11 protein-coding genes are annotated in these 16,523 nt (G+C 38.4%); 2 read left to right on the top strand and 9 right to left on the bottom strand.

The features are described 5' to 3' along the window. Nucleotides 1-36: 36 nt before the first annotated feature. Complete coding sequence (locus UR08_RS03175) at nucleotides 37-1,002, bottom strand: glycosyltransferase family 2 protein (RefSeq protein WP_115752208.1); 966 nt, start codon at nucleotides 1,000-1,002, stop codon at nucleotides 37-39. 268 nt (nucleotides 1,003-1,270) lie between these two features. Next, nucleotides 1,271-3,325: a GW domain-containing glycosaminoglycan-binding protein gene (locus UR08_RS03170; protein ID WP_115752207.1), complete on the bottom strand. Its 2,055-nt coding sequence runs from the start codon at nucleotides 3,323-3,325 to the stop codon at nucleotides 1,271-1,273. A gap of 270 nt (nucleotides 3,326-3,595) precedes the next feature. Between UR08_RS03170 and UR08_RS03165 the strand changes: the two genes are divergently transcribed. Further along, entirely contained in the window at nucleotides 3,596-5,629 is a 2,034-nt protein-coding gene (locus UR08_RS03165) for a DUF6270 domain-containing protein (RefSeq protein WP_115752206.1), read from the top strand. A 40-nt stretch (nucleotides 5,630-5,669) separates the two neighbouring features. Here the strand turns inward: UR08_RS03165 and UR08_RS03160 are convergent, their stop codons facing one another. The 5 genes from UR08_RS03160 to UR08_RS03140 form a co-directional block, all read right to left on the bottom strand. After that, on the bottom strand, nucleotides 5,670-6,608 hold the full coding sequence (locus tag UR08_RS03160) for an ABC transporter ATP-binding protein (protein ID WP_115752205.1): 939 nt from the start codon (nucleotides 6,606-6,608) through the stop codon (nucleotides 5,670-5,672). Between the two features lie 15 nt (nucleotides 6,609-6,623). Beyond that, nucleotides 6,624-7,433, bottom strand: coding sequence for an ABC transporter permease (locus tag UR08_RS03155; protein WP_115752204.1), 810 nt, complete (start codon nucleotides 7,431-7,433; stop codon nucleotides 6,624-6,626). 284 nt (nucleotides 7,434-7,717) lie between these two features. After that, the gene (gene pyc / locus UR08_RS03150; RefSeq protein ID WP_115752203.1) at nucleotides 7,718-11,158 is read right to left on the bottom strand and encodes a pyruvate carboxylase; all 3,441 of its coding nucleotides are present in this window, start codon (nucleotides 11,156-11,158) and stop codon (nucleotides 7,718-7,720) included. 299 nt (nucleotides 11,159-11,457) lie between these two features. Beyond that, nucleotides 11,458-12,624, bottom strand: coding sequence for an FtsW/RodA/SpoVE family cell cycle protein (locus tag UR08_RS03145; RefSeq protein ID WP_115752202.1), 1,167 nt, complete (start codon nucleotides 12,622-12,624; stop codon nucleotides 11,458-11,460). A 143-nt stretch (nucleotides 12,625-12,767) separates the two neighbouring features. Further along, nucleotides 12,768-13,043 carry an Fpa/YlaN family protein gene (locus tag UR08_RS03140; RefSeq protein ID WP_115752201.1) on the bottom strand — a complete coding sequence of 92 codons (276 nt, stop codon included), beginning with the start codon at nucleotides 13,041-13,043 and terminating at the stop codon, nucleotides 12,768-12,770. Between the two features lie 162 nt (nucleotides 13,044-13,205). Between UR08_RS03140 and UR08_RS03135 the strand changes: the two genes are divergently transcribed. Continuing rightward, nucleotides 13,206-13,448, top strand: coding sequence for a YlaI family protein (locus UR08_RS03135; protein WP_115752200.1), 243 nt, complete (start codon nucleotides 13,206-13,208; stop codon nucleotides 13,446-13,448). Between the two features lie 75 nt (nucleotides 13,449-13,523). Here UR08_RS03135 and UR08_RS03130 read toward each other — a convergent pair whose 3' ends face one another. Continuing rightward, nucleotides 13,524-14,393, bottom strand: a complete 870-nt coding sequence (locus UR08_RS03130) for a DUF5068 domain-containing protein (protein WP_115752199.1) — start codon at nucleotides 14,391-14,393, stop codon at nucleotides 13,524-13,526. A gap of 217 nt (nucleotides 14,394-14,610) precedes the next feature. Beyond that, a complete protein-coding gene (typA, locus tag UR08_RS03125) occupies nucleotides 14,611-16,449 on the bottom strand; it encodes a translational GTPase TypA (RefSeq protein ID WP_115752198.1) in 1,839 nt (612 codons plus the stop codon). Between the last annotated feature and the right edge of the window lie 74 nt (nucleotides 16,450-16,523).

The raw sequence follows: 16,523 nt of genomic DNA, 5'->3' as shown, positions 1-16,523 counted from the left end.
TCCTTTTTTATTTTTGCTACATCAATTGCGGTTTTTTTATTCCATTGCTTTTTCTTCAAATAAGTTCTCCTCAATTGTATATCTCGGACGCCCCTTCACTTCTTTGAAGATTTTACCCACATATTCTCCAAGTACGCCAATAGCTAACAACTGGATCCCCCCAATAACCCATAGCGAGATCATTAGCGAAGTCCATCCCGATTCAACATGCCCGACAAATTTTTGAACGAGCGCATAAATCCCAATTCCAATTCCGATACAAAACATAATCACACCAAGCGAAAATAACATTCGAATTGGAACAATGCTGAAAGAAGTTATCCCATCAATCGCAAAGGAAATCATCTTCTTAAGTGGATACTTTGATTCGCCAGCAAAGCGCTCATTACGATCGTAATACACCTTTGTTGATGGAAAGCCAAGTAATGGTACAATCCCACGGATAAACATATTTTCTTCTTTATAATTTAAAAATTCTTTTAATGCTCTTTTACTCAACAAGCGAAAGTCTGCATGATTCGGAACTAGTTTTACACCAATTTTATCCATAAAGCGATAAAACCCAAGTGCGGTATTGCGTTTAAAGAAAGTGTCTGTATCTCTCTTTCCTCTTACCCCATACACAACATCATAGCCTTCATGAAATTTTTCAACAAATGGAATGATGGCATTCACATCATCTTGTAAATCCGCATCAATTGAAACCACACAATCCGACTTTTCATAAGCAGCATTTAATCCCGCTAAAAGAGCACCTTGGTGACCAAAGTTACGGCTTAATTTTACGCCCGAGATATATGAGTTTTCGGTTGTTTTCTCGCTAATTAACTGCCATGTCCTGTCTTTACTTCCATCATCCACATAAATTACCTTGCTGTTCGGATCAATTAGTTCTCGCTCAGCTAGCGTCATTAATATCTTCGTTAATTGATTGGTTGTTTCGTTTAATACTTCTTCCTCATTATAGCAAGGTACTACGATTGATAAAAACGGTTTCTCCATCTTAAAAAGCACTCCTCATTCTAAACAATACTTTATTAGCATAGCTTATTTTTGAAAATCATTCAAATTATAGATATAAAGTCACACTAAATTTTATTAAATAACAATAAAATCACTTAAAATGGGATATTTTTAATATTTATGAGTATAAAACAGATGATTTTCTTATTATCAAAAATAATATGTGATTTCAAACCGCTTGTTTCTCATAATTTCTACCAGAATAAAAACGTCTAATCTCTTAATGAATGAGATTAGACGTTTTTTGTTATTTAACGTTTGTAAAAGCTCGTTTGTCAAGCCAACCAATTGTTTTTCCATCAATTTGGAATTGATAGTAAGTGGAACGACTTGTCTTCGCTTCACGAATAATTGTCACTCGTTTGTTTTGATAAGCAGTTGCTTGGTTGATCAATTTTGTTCCAAGCGCTTTATAAGGTTCTGTCCATGCAGCATTCCCAACTGCATTTGTAACAGTTCCAGTTAAATGAACAGCTTTGTTATACTCGATATTATCATAAAGATCAAACGCTCGTTGATCCATCCAACCGATCGTTTTACCATCAATGCTAAATTGATAGTATGTCCCGCGATCAGTGACCGCTTTTTTAAGCAAGTGGACTTGTTTGTTTTGATAAACAGAAGCCGCATTTACACGTGTTGTCCCAACTACTTCGTACGGTTTACTCCAAACAGCGTGCCCTGCAACAGTTGTCACTACTGCCGGACGATTTACAGTTACTTCACTTTTAATCGTGCTGTAAAATTTAAATGCTTTTTTATCCAACCAGCCAATTACTTTACCATTAATTTGAACTTGGTAATAAGTACCTCGAACAGTCTTGGCTTCGCGAAGCAGCTTCACATCTTTCCCAGCATACGTAGAAGCACTCGTCACTAGTTTCGAACCAGTGGAGAAATAAGGTGCTGTCCAGAATGCATTTCCTGTTGGGTTGACGATTTTAGCATCTAAATTAACAGCTTTATTATATTGAACAGCATCATATAGTTTAAATGCACGGGTATCTAGCCAACCAGTTGATTTGCCATTGATAGCAAAATGATAGTAAGTCCCATGTTGTGTTTTACGTTTTTGATCAATCGTCACATCTTTATTTTGATAATTCGACGCAGGTCCGATTTTTGTTAAACCTTGTAGTTTATAAGCGTTCGACCAAGCAGTGTGACCAGCAGTTTGACTAACTTGAGCTGATAAGTTTACCTTTTGATCACTAATGATGCTATCAAATTCGTAAACAGTGAATGCTCGTTTATCAAGCCAACCGACTACTTTATCATTGATACTAAATTGATAATAAGTCCCATGAGCTGTTTTCGCTTCACGTTCAATTTTCACTTCTTTATTGGCATAACCATCTGCTCTTGCTACTTGCGAACGTCCATATACATTATATGGTTTTGTCCAGATCGTATGTCCAGAAGTTGACGTGATCTTTGCTCTTGAGACAAAAGCTTTATTTGATGTTTCTTTATCATAGAAAGTAAGTGCCTTCCCATCAATCCATCCTACAACAGTCCCATTGATTTTAAACTGATAATAAGTTCCACGCTTGGTAGTCGCTTTTCTCACAATTTGGATGTCTTTATTTTGATAGTTAGAAGCAACACCAACAAGTGAAGTTCCTTTTACCTTATAAGGTTTCGTCCAAACCGCATTTCCACTTACCTTTGTCACTTTAGCATAAGCTGAGTACGCGGATTCAGAAATAATCGAATCATATAATACATCATACTGATCAAGCTTATAAGTTTCGACCAAGTTAATGAGCTTCGCGGCGTAGCCAGGATCTGTCGCATAACCAGCATTTTGGAGTTCCTGAGCTGCTACTTTATAGTTTGGGGCGTCGAGTACTTTCTTATACTTGTTTTTATCCCATGAAACGCCATTTACAAACAATAAGCTATGGTCATGAACCGATTGTTGCCAGTTCGCATATTTACGAAATTCAGCATTAATCGTAATCCATTTTCCATTGACATATTCTAGCGTTGGCATTAATACGTAGTTCCCATTATATCTGCCCTTCATTCCAAAAAGGTTATTTCCTTTTTTAGTTAGTTCAGATTTTCCCCAGCCCGATTCTAAAATTCCTTGTGCTAAGGTAATACTTGATAAGACACCGTACTTTTCTTGACTAGCTTGCGCAAGAGGTGCAAGCGTATTGATGAATGTTTGATTAGCATTTGTTGCCGCTATAGCAACATTTTCTTCTCCTAGAGGTGCAACAGCCGGAATCATTGTAAGACTGCTTGTCAAAATCAAGCCAGTCACGGCAATTTTCATCACCTTTTTTTTCGTCATTTCTTTTAACCACTCCCTAATACTTGTGTTCTAGTATCCATTGTATCAAATTGTATTAAGCAATTTTGTTACAATTCAGTGACATTGTAAAAATGGAACTTTCAGATTAGTACTATGCTAAATAACCTACATAAATAAAGAAGCCTCCCTCCAAAAGGGCTAGTGATTTTTAATCTTGCTTGTGAATATACTGCACAATTAAACGGTTTATGGTACAATAATGGCAGAGTTTTATTACACAGACTAACATTAAAAGCAAGGAGAATTTTTATGAAAATTTTAGCAAACAAAATTTATACCGATTCTGCTAAAAAAGAATGGACGATTTCTGTTCCTAAAGAAATGATAATAGATGAATTTTTCGCCTTCTTTAAGAAAGAAAATGAAACCGAAGAAATCATTTATCCAGCTCTAAACTATAAACTTTTATTTCACGAAGAAGAAAACCATTATCTCATCACTGTTCCACATGAACTAATCGCGCAACATTCGATTAGTGGAGCTACGACTTCTTGGCATTTTGGAGGAAAAGCAAACGATCAGTTTGTTTCTATCCATACAGATGGGCCGTTACAATTTAAAACCCTTCCACTTCCTAAAGACTTGTACAATTACCGCTTTGAATTCCCAGAAGCCGTTCTTACACTCATTGCCGAGCCTAAGAAATTTAGTGTTTCGCTAACAGACCTTGCGATGGATGAAGAAATGGCTAAATTTAATTTCAAAGTGGAGGCTGACTTTGAACTGAGTGAACTGGATGCAGAACTTATTTTTGCTCGCCGAGCTAATCCACATCTGTATCTTTATTTTGAACAAGAGCAAGCTTTCCCGGTGACCATTTCTTCAAAAGACGGGAAAATAGAATATACTCTTCGACTAGCTGACTTAGATACAAATTTTTTAGTAGATAATTCCAATAATATGGATGCCCTGCTTCGTTTTAAAAACGACTGGCATACTTCAAAAAGAGAATTTATCCAGGCTAGCCAAGCCCAGAAAAAACAAATTGATAAGAAAGTATTTTTAAAAGAAAAGCCGTTCACTTCACTTGATGCCTATGTTACGGGTTCTAGTCGACTTTCTTTTTATTTTCGAAAAGAACTGCAAAAAGAAGCACAACTTGCCGAGTTTCAAGAAACGCCTGAAAGCTTTCAATTTCGCTTCTTTTTCAAAAATCACTTGGAAGCTCCTCGGCTCGTTTTCAAGCGACGAAATAAGAAATTCCGTACTTCTGAATATACGTTAAAAACCGAGTTTGCTATCAAGAAAAAATTTCAGAGTTATAGCCTGGAGCTTTCTAAAGAGCATCTTTATCCACTTCAAACTTATCAACCAAACGAAGACTGGGATGCCTTTATTCGCTCAGAAGGGATGCCTGACTTCCCATTATTCGTTCCGAATCAAGTCACATTAAAATCCGAGTATCATTCGGTTGACGGCGGAAAATACTTGGTGCTCCCGCAAAAAACAGCTTTGAGTAACTTCAGCTTCCAGTTTCGCAAAGCGCCAAGCAAACCAGGAACTGCCAAAAAACTCGTTATTTTTGGCTCCGTAAGTGAAGCTCCTTTTCGGACAGAGCCTTATTTCAACCCAGATGCGCGGTCCTTTTTCGAAGTGGCTTTCGTTCAAAAAGATACTTCGTTCATCTCTCTTATGACCGAAAAATATCCGGCAAGAACCACACTGTTTTCTTCCGCGGATTTTACGGAGATTGATCCAACTGACCGGGAGAATGCTGAACGAGATGCAGAAAAGGACTTCTTTTTGAAACTTCGCTTAGCTGAGCCTGATTACATTTTATTAGATGCCTTCACGGATGTGACTCGCCCTATTCTTTGGCTCAATCAGCATGCTGCACTTACGTATTCAAAAACAATCGAAGCAAGCCGCTTAGCCGATAAAATCATGTTTGAGCGTTTGCTCACGCATGAGAATACCGAAGCCTTTTTCGAAGAATGGCGGAAATATGCCAAGGAATTTCTAGAACAACTAAAGGAGTTTGTTCCAGAAGAGCGAATCATATTAAACAAAGGTGGAACCACACTGAATTATGTCGATGCAAATGGAAAAGTCGTTCCTTATAAGAATAAAATGGCGATTGAAATGAAACAATATTTCTGGGATCGTCTCAATAACTTTATTCTTTCTGTGATTCCAAATGCACGTGTGATTGATTTTGATGTTAAAAACTATACGGGTAGCAGTAAGAATCCACTTGGCCATTCTTACGCCACCTTTGAAGAAGCTTACTATAAAGACTTCCTCAAAGAGATGATTTACCTAGCTGAAACACCAAAACATTAAAAAAAGAATGACCGCAAATTTGCGGTCATTCTTTTTTCATTTAAAACAATCCAAGGAACGATTTTCCGAGTGAAATGAGAGTTCCAAACAGCCCCGTTCCAACAACTAGTCCAGCTAAAATAACTTTATCTAGCCCATTCAATTTGTACTTATCCAAATTTGGATTCGGGTAGCGTGTTTTTGGCGGATTCTTCTGTTTCGCCTTTTTTTCTAGTTGATATTCTTTTTTAAAAGGTCTTGGTTGATTATTGAACCACTTGACAAACTCGTCGTATAAAACGGCCACTTCAGCAGACGGTCCTACTTCACGGACTTCCCCGTAGTGCATCCAAATAATCCGATCACACAAACTTTTCACTTGTCCAAGTGAGTGACTCACGAAAACGATCGTCTTTCCTCTTGCTTTAAATTCTTCAATTTTGTCAACACACTTTTGGTAAAACGTTTGGTCCCCAACCGAGAGTGCTTCATCAATAACGAGAATATCTGGGTCAATGTGCGCCGAAACGGCAAAACCTAAACGAGAACGCATCCCGCTAGAATAATTTTTCACAGGCTGATTGATAAAATCACCAATATCGGCAAAATCAATAATATCTGGAATTAGTCGCTCAATTTCACTATTTTTAAGCCCATGCATCAAGCATTTCAACCGAATGTTTTCAATTCCTGTTAGCGGTGCCTTGAAGCCTACATTAATGGCAATAAGCGATGCTTCCCCGTTTACTTCTACTTCACCATCAGTCGCCGGAATAACACCAGAAATCAAATTGGAAATGGTGGATTTACCTGAACCATTGATTCCGATCAGTCCAACCGATTCTCCTTCATAAATTTTAAAGTTCACATCTTTTAGCGCCCAAAACGAATCAAATTGTTTTTTGGGTTGAAACAACGCTTTGATATGATCCGATTTATTTTGAAACAAATCAAATTGCTTGGAAACATGATTGAAAGCGATTTTTACTTTTTTACTCATCCGATACGTCTCCTTTTAAATAAAGTCTACAAATCTTTCACGGAATTTCATGTATAAGGTGGAGCCGACAACCAAGAAGAAGCCAGTCAAACACCAGAAGTAAAGCGTATAAGATGGCATTTCAAAGAACCACTTGTTCATGAGAAACGAATCCCTAAAGCCATTTACGAGATACATGAATGGGTTAAGCTGCAAGAGATTTGCTGCCCAGCCTGGAAGAAGCGATGGAATATTCCAAACGATCCCCGTTAAGTAAAAGAGTACACGCATAACGCTTTGCAAAGCTAAATTGTAGTCACGGATAAGAATCGTAACCGTCGCATTGAAAAGTGAAAATGCGAATAAAAAGAAAATCATCGCGACAAAATAATAAATAAATTGGAACCAGTAAATCGTAATTGGGGTTCCTTTTAACAAGAAAATGATTAGCATGATCACAAGCATAACTGCAAAACTCATTAAGTTTGACACAATTGTAATGCTTGGCAAAATGCTCATCGGGAAATTCATTTTAGAAACCATATTAATTTTATTAAAAATACTATTTGTTCCTTGAAGCACGACGCTATTGATAAAAAACCATGGTACGATCCCAGCAAGCATCCATTCAAGGAAGCTAACGTTTCCAGCAATCATCTGTGAACCACGGAATCCGTAGCCGAACACAAGAAAATAAATAGCAACTTGTATCAGTGGATTTAAAACTTCCCACAAAATCCCGAGATAGTGACTCTGATAGCTTGCTCTGTCTTCATAACGCGCAATTCGGAACATCATAGGCGTATGTTTCACTTGTTCTTTTAAAACTTCAAACACTTGTTTCACAAAAACACTTCTTTCTGAGATTAGTCAAAACCAAGATCTTTAATTCATTGCTATAAGCATCTCTCCTTAACTGAACTTACCCGTTTCCGATGCTTTTGGTTTGTTAAATCACGTATGTCGATTCTTCCACTCCGTGCAAGTTACAAGATTTTGGGTAGTGCTTTTTACGAAAACACTACCCTATGTAAAGTTACCCTAAAAACATGATTTTGTAAAGCGTTATTCCAAACTTTCATTCAAAAAAACAGGCGCGAGGAATCCCCGCACCTGCCTGTGTTATTCGCTTAAATCCGGCTAACTTCCATCAGTAGATCGCCTGATTCAATCGTATCTCCATCCGAAACGTAAATCGTGTTCACTTCCCCATCAAACGGCGCTTGAATCGTTGTTTCCATTTTCATCGCTTCTGTAATTAGAAGGGAATCGCCTTTTTTCACACGTTGACCTTTCTTCGCCACTACTTGGATAACAGATCCAGTAAGTGTTGCGCCCACGTGTTCTGGGTTTGTTGAGTCAATCTTACGTCTTGCAATCACCGTTGATTGAACGTTAAAGTCTTGGATATTAATTTCACGTGGCTGTCCATTTAATTCAAAGTAAATCACACGCGTTCCATCTGCGATAGGTTCTCCGATAGAATTCAGCTTGATCAGTAAAATCTTTCCTTTTTCAAGCTCCACTTGAATCGTTTCTCCAAGTCGCATTCCTTTGTAGAACGTTGGCGTATCAAGCACCGTCACATCACCGTATTTATTAATCATTTCCTGATAGTCAAGGAATACTTTTGGATAAAGAATGTACGCAAGAACGTCTTTCTCGGAAGGTTCATAGCCAATCTTCTCTTGTAGTTCTTCCTTTACTGCCACAAAATCAACAGGATCCATGCTAGCTCCTGGACGATCGCTTAGCGGTTTTTGTCCTTTTAAAATAATTTTTTGTAGCTTCTCAGGGAATCCGCCATATGGCTGCCCGATTTCGCCTTTGAAGAACTCGATAACAGAATCAGGGAAATCAAGTGACTCGCCTTTTTCATAAATCAAGTCTTCCGTCAAATCATTTTGGACCATGAAGAGTGCCATGTCACCTACTACTTTTGAAGAAGGTGTTACTTTGACAATATCTCCAAACATTTGGTTAACCGTCGTATACATTTGTTTGACTTCATCCCAGCGGTCACCAAGACCAACTGCTTTGGCTTGTTGTTGCAAGTTCGTATACTGTCCGCCTGGCATTTCATGGATATAAACTTCTGTTTGCGGTGAGTTGAGCGCATTATCAAAGTCTTTATAGTACTTCCGAACATCTTCCCAGTAATGGTTGATGATCTGTGAGTTATGCGCATCTAAATTCGTTTGGCGTTTTCCATTTTCAAGACCATAGTAAAGCCCCGTCATACTTGGCTGACTCGTTGCTCCACTCATAGCACTGGATGCCACATCTACAATATCTACACCCGCACTAACAGCAGCGGCATACGTATAAATGCCGTTTCCGCTCGTATCATGGGTATGCAAATGAATAGGCACATCTACCGTATCTTTCAGTTCATTAATCAAACGATAAGCTGCTTGTGGTTTCAGTAGGCCTGCCATATCTTTAATGCCTAGAATATGTGTCCCTTGCGCCACCAGTTCTTTCGCCATATCTTTATAATAATCAATTGTATATTTTGTCCGAGTTTCGTCGTCAATATCCCCAGTGTAGCAAATGGCAGCTTCTACCATCTTACCAGAATCGCGAACAGCTTCAATCGAAACTTCCATGCCTTTAATCCAGTTTAAGCTGTCAAACACCCGGAACACATCAATCCCAGAATCCGCTGAAAGCTTCACAAATTCGCGAATCACATTATCCGGATAGTTTTTATAGCCAACCGCATTTGCTCCGCGAAGAAGCATCTGGAACATCACATTTGGGATTTGCTTCCGAAGTGTTTCAAGTCGAACCCATGGATCTTCATTTAAGAAACGATAAGCCACATCAAAAGTAGCCCCACCCCACATTTCAAACGAAAACATATTGGGAAGAAGATGCGCCATTGCATCAGCAATTCGGAAAATATCTTTGGAACGCACGCGCGTTGCAAGTAAGGACTGATGCGCATCCCGAAGCGTCGTATCTGTCAGTAACACTTCATTTTGCTGTTTGACCCAATCGACCACGCCAGCGGGGCCTCTTGCATCCAAAATTTGTTTCGTTCCATCTGGAATCGGTTCGTTATAAGGAATTTTTGGCACACGTGGTTCGCCAGAAACAGGTTTTTCTTCTTGCTTAATGCCCGGGAAGCCATTTACAGTCACGTTACTGATATAACGCAACGTTTTCGTTCCACGGTCACGTACATGTGGGAATTTGAAAAGTTCCGGTGTCGAATCAATAAAGGATGTATTATAGTTTCCGCTAATAAAATCAGGGTGACGTACTACATTTAATAGGAATGGTACGTTCGTTTTCACGCCACGAATCCGAAATTCAATCAGATTCCGAACCATTTTACGAACAGATTGTTCAAAAGTCATTCCCCATGTGGAAAGTTTTACGAGTAGCGAATCATAAAATGGCGTTACAACTGTTCCTTGGAAGCCATTCCCAGCGTCAAGCCGCACACCAAATCCACCTGTTGAACGGTAAGTATTAATTCTACCTGTATCCGGCATGAAATTATTAAGCGGATCTTCCGTTGTAATCCGGCACTGAATCGCAGAACCATTAATCCTAATTTCTTCTTGTTTTGGAATCGCAACAAGTTGATCATGCATGGAATAGCCATCTGCAATATAAAGCTGACTTTGCACAATATCGATTCCTGTAATCATTTCTGTAATCGTATGCTCCACTTGAACACGTGGGTTTACTTCGATGAAATAAAAATCTTCTCCTTCAACTAAGAATTCGACTGTTCCAGCATTCAAGTAAGAAACATTTTTCATCAATTTAACAGCTGCATCACAAATTCTGCCACGAAGTTCAGATGTAATGGCGTTACACGGGGCAACTTCCACTACTTTTTGATGACGACGTTGAACCGAGCAATCCCGTTCAAACAAGTGAACAATGTTGCCATGTGAATCCCCTAAAATTTGCACTTCAATATGCTTCGGATTCATCACACATTTTTCCACATACACTTCATCATTTCCAAAAGCGGCTTTCGCTTCAGAAGACGCTCGATTAAAGGCTTCTTCGACATTTTCTTCTGCTTCAACAACACGCATTCCGCGTCCGCCGCCGCCAAGTGAGGCTTTAATCATTAGTGGATAGCCATTCTTTTTCCCAAATTGAATGACTTCTTCAATACCAGAAACAGGGCCATCGCTACCTGGAATAACCGGAATACCCGCTAAAAGCGCTTGTTCTTTAGCTTTAATTTTATCACCAAACATATCTAAGTGTTTCGATTTTGGTCCAACAAAAATGATGCCTTCTTCTTCGCATCGTTTTGCAAATTCAATATTCTCCGAAAGAAAACCATATCCAGGATGAATAGCATCAACAGAAGCTTCTTTGGCAATCTCTATAATGTTTTCAATATCCAAATAAGCATCAATCGGTTTTTTCCCTTCCCCGACTAAATAAGCTTCATCCGCTTTATATCTGTGGAAAGCTGCAGTATCTTCTTGTGAGTAAATTGCTACTGTCTTGATTTTGAGTTCAGTGCAAGCACGCAAGACCCGGATGGCAATCTCACCACGGTTTGCAACAAGCACTTTTTTAATTTGATTCATACTTTTCCTCCTAACCAACACTCCGCCTTTTTAAGCGTATAAGCCACAACACCCGAAAGAGTTTTCGGGGCTTTGCTTTTTTAATTTTGCGTATCTTCTGCTTATTTCGTTCTCTCGAAAAACGCCAGCAATAGGATGCAAGATATACTCCTAATTATAGTATTAAAAGGTACTAAAAGTAAATTGTTTTCTTCTAACATTAGAAAATCTCTTTCAAAAAACACATACATTTCAACCTATATACCCATTAAATATTCGTAAAAAAGAAAACACTTTTCACTAAAAAGTGTTTTCTTAGGCTATTTCTGCTTGCTATATTTCCGTTTATAGTTGGAAAGCATCCCTACATTAAGTACAATTCCCATCAAAATCGAAAGCACCATGAGAGATGATCCCCCATAACTGATAAATGGAAGGGTAACCCCCGTAATAGGTATCGTTCCAGAAGCTCCGCCTAAATTGATAAAGGCTTGGATTCCGATCAAACCAGCTGTTCCGTAGCAAATTAACGCGCCAAATGGATTATCTGTGCGCAGTCCTGTGACAATTGTTTTAAAGATAATGAAGAACAAACCAAGAAGCACAAATAAAACGCCAAAAACACCTAGCTCTTCAGCAATTACCGCAATGATAAAATCAGTATGAGCTTCTGGTAAATAGCCAAGCTTTTGAACACTTTGTCCCAGTCCCTGACCGAAAAAGCCACCAGAACCTATCGCGTAGTAAGAGTTCACAAGTTGATGCCCCGTTGTCCCCTGGTCGCGAAACGGATTCATAAAACCAGTAAAACGACCAAGCCGTGTCGGCGAAATAATTTGTGACTGGATGTGATCTGGTAAAAGTAAGACAATGATCGTTAATACGACTAAAATACCAACACCAAGTCCAATTAATTTCAGCATGCTTTTAAGCCGCATTCCCGAACACAAAATAATGCAACAACCTGTAAGGAAAATGATCATTGCTGTACCAAGATCGGGCTGTATCGCTATTAAAAAGCAAACAAACGCTAGGAAAAACACAGGTGGTAATACCCCTTTGTTAAAATCATCTATGTAACTTTGCTTTTTAGCGTAGATAGCGGCCAAATAAATAATTACCGAGATTTTCACAAATTCCCCTGGTTGAAGAGAAGCCGCTCCTAAGCGAAACCAACTTTGAGCGTTGTTCGCAGCATGCCCTACAAAAAAGATCATTAGCAAAAGAAGGACCGATCCAAACATCATAGGGATCAAAAACTTATTTTTTTGAAAAACATGATACGGAAAAAGAGCAAATCCAATAAAGAAAATCAAACTGATACTCAAATTTTTCACTTGACGCACATAATAAAAATCAGCCGGCAATTCATGACGATAAGCAAGTGACCAACTTGCACTATACACCATGACAAGGCCGAACAAACAAAGTAAAATATAGACAACAATTAGTGAATAGTCATATGACTTTAAGATTCTTTTTAACATATCCCTCTTCCAATCCTAGCTGTTCCTGCAAAGCCTATTTTTTTCATTATAATGAAAAAAACGTCTTATGAAAAGCAATCGCCTCTAAATAAAGTATTTTGATAATAAAAAAGCGTCCGCAAAAAACGCAGACCCTTTTTTGGTTAATGTTTATTCATCGAGAGTTCATGTAAAGTTGATAACTCTTTTTCAAGCGTTGCTAAAAGTTTCTTGCCTTCTTCTGCTTCGAGCAATCCTAAACGAATGGCAAAATTAATTTCCCGTGACAAACCGTACATTTGCGTATCTAACACTTCTTCATACGCTGGGCACTGCGGCAATGTTAAGTTATCCATCTGAACTTTAATCAGTTGTAATATCCGCTTGGCGTCTTCTTTTAGTAACTCCACAGCCTGATTTCGATGATTCGTTTGATCCATCACAGATGACCCCCTGTCGTACGCGATAAACGCTTAATCTACTTTTTCTCTATCTAAAAGTATAGCATAAAAAAAACAGTCTGCAAATGCTTTCTATTTATAAATTCATCCTTTCCCCCCTTTTTCAAAACATGGTATAATAAAGTCATCGAGGTGATAAGAATGAAAGCAACTTGTATTTTATGTGGAACTGTTGATGAACTGGACGATCGCGATTTTAAAACAAAGCGATTAAGAAATAAACCTATTCGGTTATATTTATGTCCAGAGTGTGATCATCGTATCGCCATAAAAACTATGGAGCGTATCAATTCTGGAAAATTCCGATTCAATAAATCATTTACAAAACCTTTTAGCCAACTTAAACGTGAAGTTGAGGCTAGAGAAAAAGAAAACGCGGAATAAAAAAAGCTTGAAACAAAGGAGCTAGTGATAAGGAAAAGAATTTCCCTATTACTTTCTTTCGTTTCAAGCTTTTTATTATTGAACTTTAAATGTTGCAATTTCATCGTCGCCTTTTACAGCTTTATTATCCATTTTACTTGGATTTGGAACTGCCAGACGAGGATTCGATTTCAAGTCTTCAAATTTGGCTTCGTCTAAAATATAAGTCACGAAACCTTCTGCCGTTTTTCCTGGCGAAAAGACATAAGGATCACTTGCGCTTCCCTTAATTTTGTATTTTGCAGGTACAAAATTATCTAAACTTCCTCCAGTGACCGAAGAATTTCCAGCTAAACTAATTTGTTCAGGCTTATATGTTAAATTCTGGTTAGTTTGGTTAAAAATCGAGAAATCAAGCGTAATGACATAACCGCCTTTTTGGATCGAGCTTTCAGGTGAATACTGACTGATTTCTTTTGTCGGATTTTCTACCTTTTCTACCTTATATTGATTAACACGAATCGTAAGCGAGCCAAAATCTTTGATAAATGTCGGTGTGTAGCTGCCATAAACCGTTGTCACCTTACCTCCTGTGACAGGCTCTACATTTGAAACACTAAAGGCACTTTTTGAAATTCTAGGAGCAGCAATTGTTGGTTTTGCTGCAGGTTTGCTCCCACTCTTAGATTCGTTTGTATTGGTCGATTCTTTAGATTTATCTGTGTCATTTTTCGCTGTTGCATCACTACTTTTAGCTGATGAATCACTAGTTTTTCCTTCGTCTGATTTAGCTGTATTTGACTGTTCCTCATCACTTTTTTCCTTTGTCTTTTTATTCTTTTTCTCAGCTTTTTGTTCCTGTTTTTCCTCATTGTTTTTCTCTTTGTCGGCAGATTTATCGGAACCACAAGCTACAACAAAAAAGGCAACCATCAAAATCATAATGGCACTCAACCACTTTTTCATCGTATACACTCCTTCCTGATACTTTTACTATAACAGAAATCCCCCAACATTACAATTATGTTACAAACATTTCTTTTAAAAAACAAGCCAGTGGGGATTTACTTCTCTTAGTTATCTTTTATCAGTTTGTTTTATTATACATTAATATATCAAAAACTAGAATTTGTTACAAATAAAGGCGATACGGCTTTCAAGCTGTATCGCCTTTTATCCATCATTATTCCGCGCTTTTCTTACGTTTAGCTGCTTTTTCACGTTCATTTTTATTCAAAATCTTTTTACGTAAACGAACGTTTTCAGGTGTTATTTCACAATATTCATCGTCATTCAAGAACTCAAGCGATTCTTCAAGAGATAAGTGACGCGGACGCTTGATCACATTCGTTTGGTCTTTCGTTGCCGAACGAACATTGGTCATTTGTTTTGCTTTTGTGATATTCACTGCAATATCATTTTCACGGCTATTTTCTCCAACGATCATACCTTCATAGATTTCCGTCCCTGGTTCTACGAAAATCGTTCCACGATCCTCGACTTGCATAATTCCATAAGTGGTTGTTTTCCCTGTTTCCATCGAAACAAGTGCCCCGTTACGACGTCCACCAACACGGCCTGTTTGCATTGGTTCATAATCAAGGAAAGTATGGTTAATAATACCATATCCACGTGTCATGGATAAGAAATCTGTCGTATAACCGATCAGACCACGTGCAGGAACTTTAAATTGAAGCCGAACTTGGCCATTACCATCATTAATCATATTTTGCATTTCGCCTTTACGTTGACTAATGGATTCAATAACAGCCCCCATAAATTCTTCAGGCGTATCAATTTGTACATCCTCAACGGGTTCTGATTTCACTCCGTCAATTTCACGAATAATTACTTCTGGTTTCGACACCTGTAGTTCATAGCCTTCACGACGCATCGTTTCAATTAAAATAGACAAATGGAGCTCTCCACGTCCCGAAACAGTCCAAGCATCTGGTGAACTCGTTGGCTCAACGCGAAGTGATACGTCTGTTTGTAGTTCAGCCATCAAGCGTTCTTCAATTTTACGACTCGTAACATGTTTTCCTTCACGACCAGCAAAAGGACTATTGTTCGTTACAAATGTCATTTGTAACGTTGGTTCATCAATTCGAAGTACTGGAAGCTTATCTTGATGATCGAATGGTGTTACTGTTTCTCCAACAAAGATGTCTTCCATTCCCGAAAGAGCAACCAAATCTCCTGCTTTTGCTTCTTCAATTTCAACCCGTTTCAAGCCGAAGAAACCAAACATTTTCGTCACTCGGAATTGCTTTACAGATCCATCTAGTTTCATAAGTGCAACTGTTTGACCCACGTGCATCGTTCCACGGAAAATACGTCCAATCCCAATACGACCCACATAGTCATTATAGTCAAGAAGAGACACTTGGAATTGTAATGGCTCATCACTATTGTCAACAGGTGCTGGGATATGATCAATGATCGTATCTAGTAAAGGCTTCATTGTAGCTTCTTGATTTGCTGGATCAGAATCCATGCTTGACGTTCCATTAATCGCAGAAGCATAAATAACTGGGAATTCAAGCTGATCATCATTTGCTCCAAGTTCAATAAACAGTTCTAAAACCTCATCCACTACTTCTTCTGGACGAGCAAAATCACGGTCAATTTTGTTTACGACTACAATCGGTGTTAAATTTTGTTCGAGCGCTTTTTTTAATACAAAACGCGTTTGTGGCATGGTTCCTTCATAGGCATCTACAACGAGTAAAACACCATCAACCATTTTCATGATCCGTTCTACTTCTCCACCAAAGTCGGCGTGTCCAGGCGTATCCATGATATTGACACGAACGCCCTCATAATCAATCGCTGTATTTTTCGCTAAAATAGTAATACCACGTTCTCTTTCAAGGTCATTACTATCCATCGCACGCTCATCCACATGTTCATTCGAGCGAAATGTTCCAGATTGTTTCAAAAGTTCATCCACAAGCGTTGTTTTCCCATGGTCAACGTGCGCGATGATTGCAATATTACGAATATCTTCTCTTAATTTCACTTTCTAATTTCCTCCTAAAAATAGGCTTTCAGTCGTTTTCAAACGAAAAGCTGATCCTAAAACTTCTATATATC

Source organism: Listeria kieliensis (assembly GCF_003369925.1).
Taxonomy (GTDB): Bacteria; Bacillota; Bacilli; order Lactobacillales; family Listeriaceae; genus Listeria; species Listeria kieliensis_A.
Note: the sequence above shows the minus strand (reverse complement) of the source record. Positions and strands in the feature narration are given on the sequence as shown.

What these genes read in the sequence shown, in the direction of transcription:
- UR08_RS03175 (WP_115752208.1), bottom strand. Translation starts at nt 1,002, where the DNA reads ATGGAGAAACCGTTTTTATCAATCGTAGTACCTTGCTATAATGAGGAA.
- UR08_RS03170 (WP_115752207.1), bottom strand. Translation starts at nt 3,325, where the DNA reads ATGACGAAAAAAAAGGTGATGAAAATTGCCGTGACTGGCTTGATTTTG.
- UR08_RS03165 (WP_115752206.1), top strand. Translation starts at nt 3,596, where the DNA reads ATGAAAATTTTAGCAAACAAAATTTATACCGATTCTGCTAAAAAAGAA.
- UR08_RS03160 (WP_115752205.1), bottom strand. Translation starts at nt 6,608, where the DNA reads ATGAGTAAAAAAGTAAAAATCGCTTTCAATCATGTTTCCAAGCAATTT.
- pyc (WP_115752203.1), bottom strand. Translation starts at nt 11,158, where the DNA reads ATGAATCAAATTAAAAAAGTGCTTGTTGCAAACCGTGGTGAGATTGCC.
- UR08_RS03145 (WP_115752202.1), bottom strand. Translation starts at nt 12,624, where the DNA reads ATGTTAAAAAGAATCTTAAAGTCATATGACTATTCACTAATTGTTGTC.
- UR08_RS03140 (WP_115752201.1), bottom strand. Translation starts at nt 13,043, where the DNA reads ATGGATCAAACGAATCATCGAAATCAGGCTGTGGAGTTACTAAAAGAA.
- UR08_RS03135 (WP_115752200.1), top strand. Translation starts at nt 13,206, where the DNA reads ATGAAAGCAACTTGTATTTTATGTGGAACTGTTGATGAACTGGACGAT.
- UR08_RS03130 (WP_115752199.1), bottom strand. Translation starts at nt 14,393, where the DNA reads ATGAAAAAGTGGTTGAGTGCCATTATGATTTTGATGGTTGCCTTTTTT.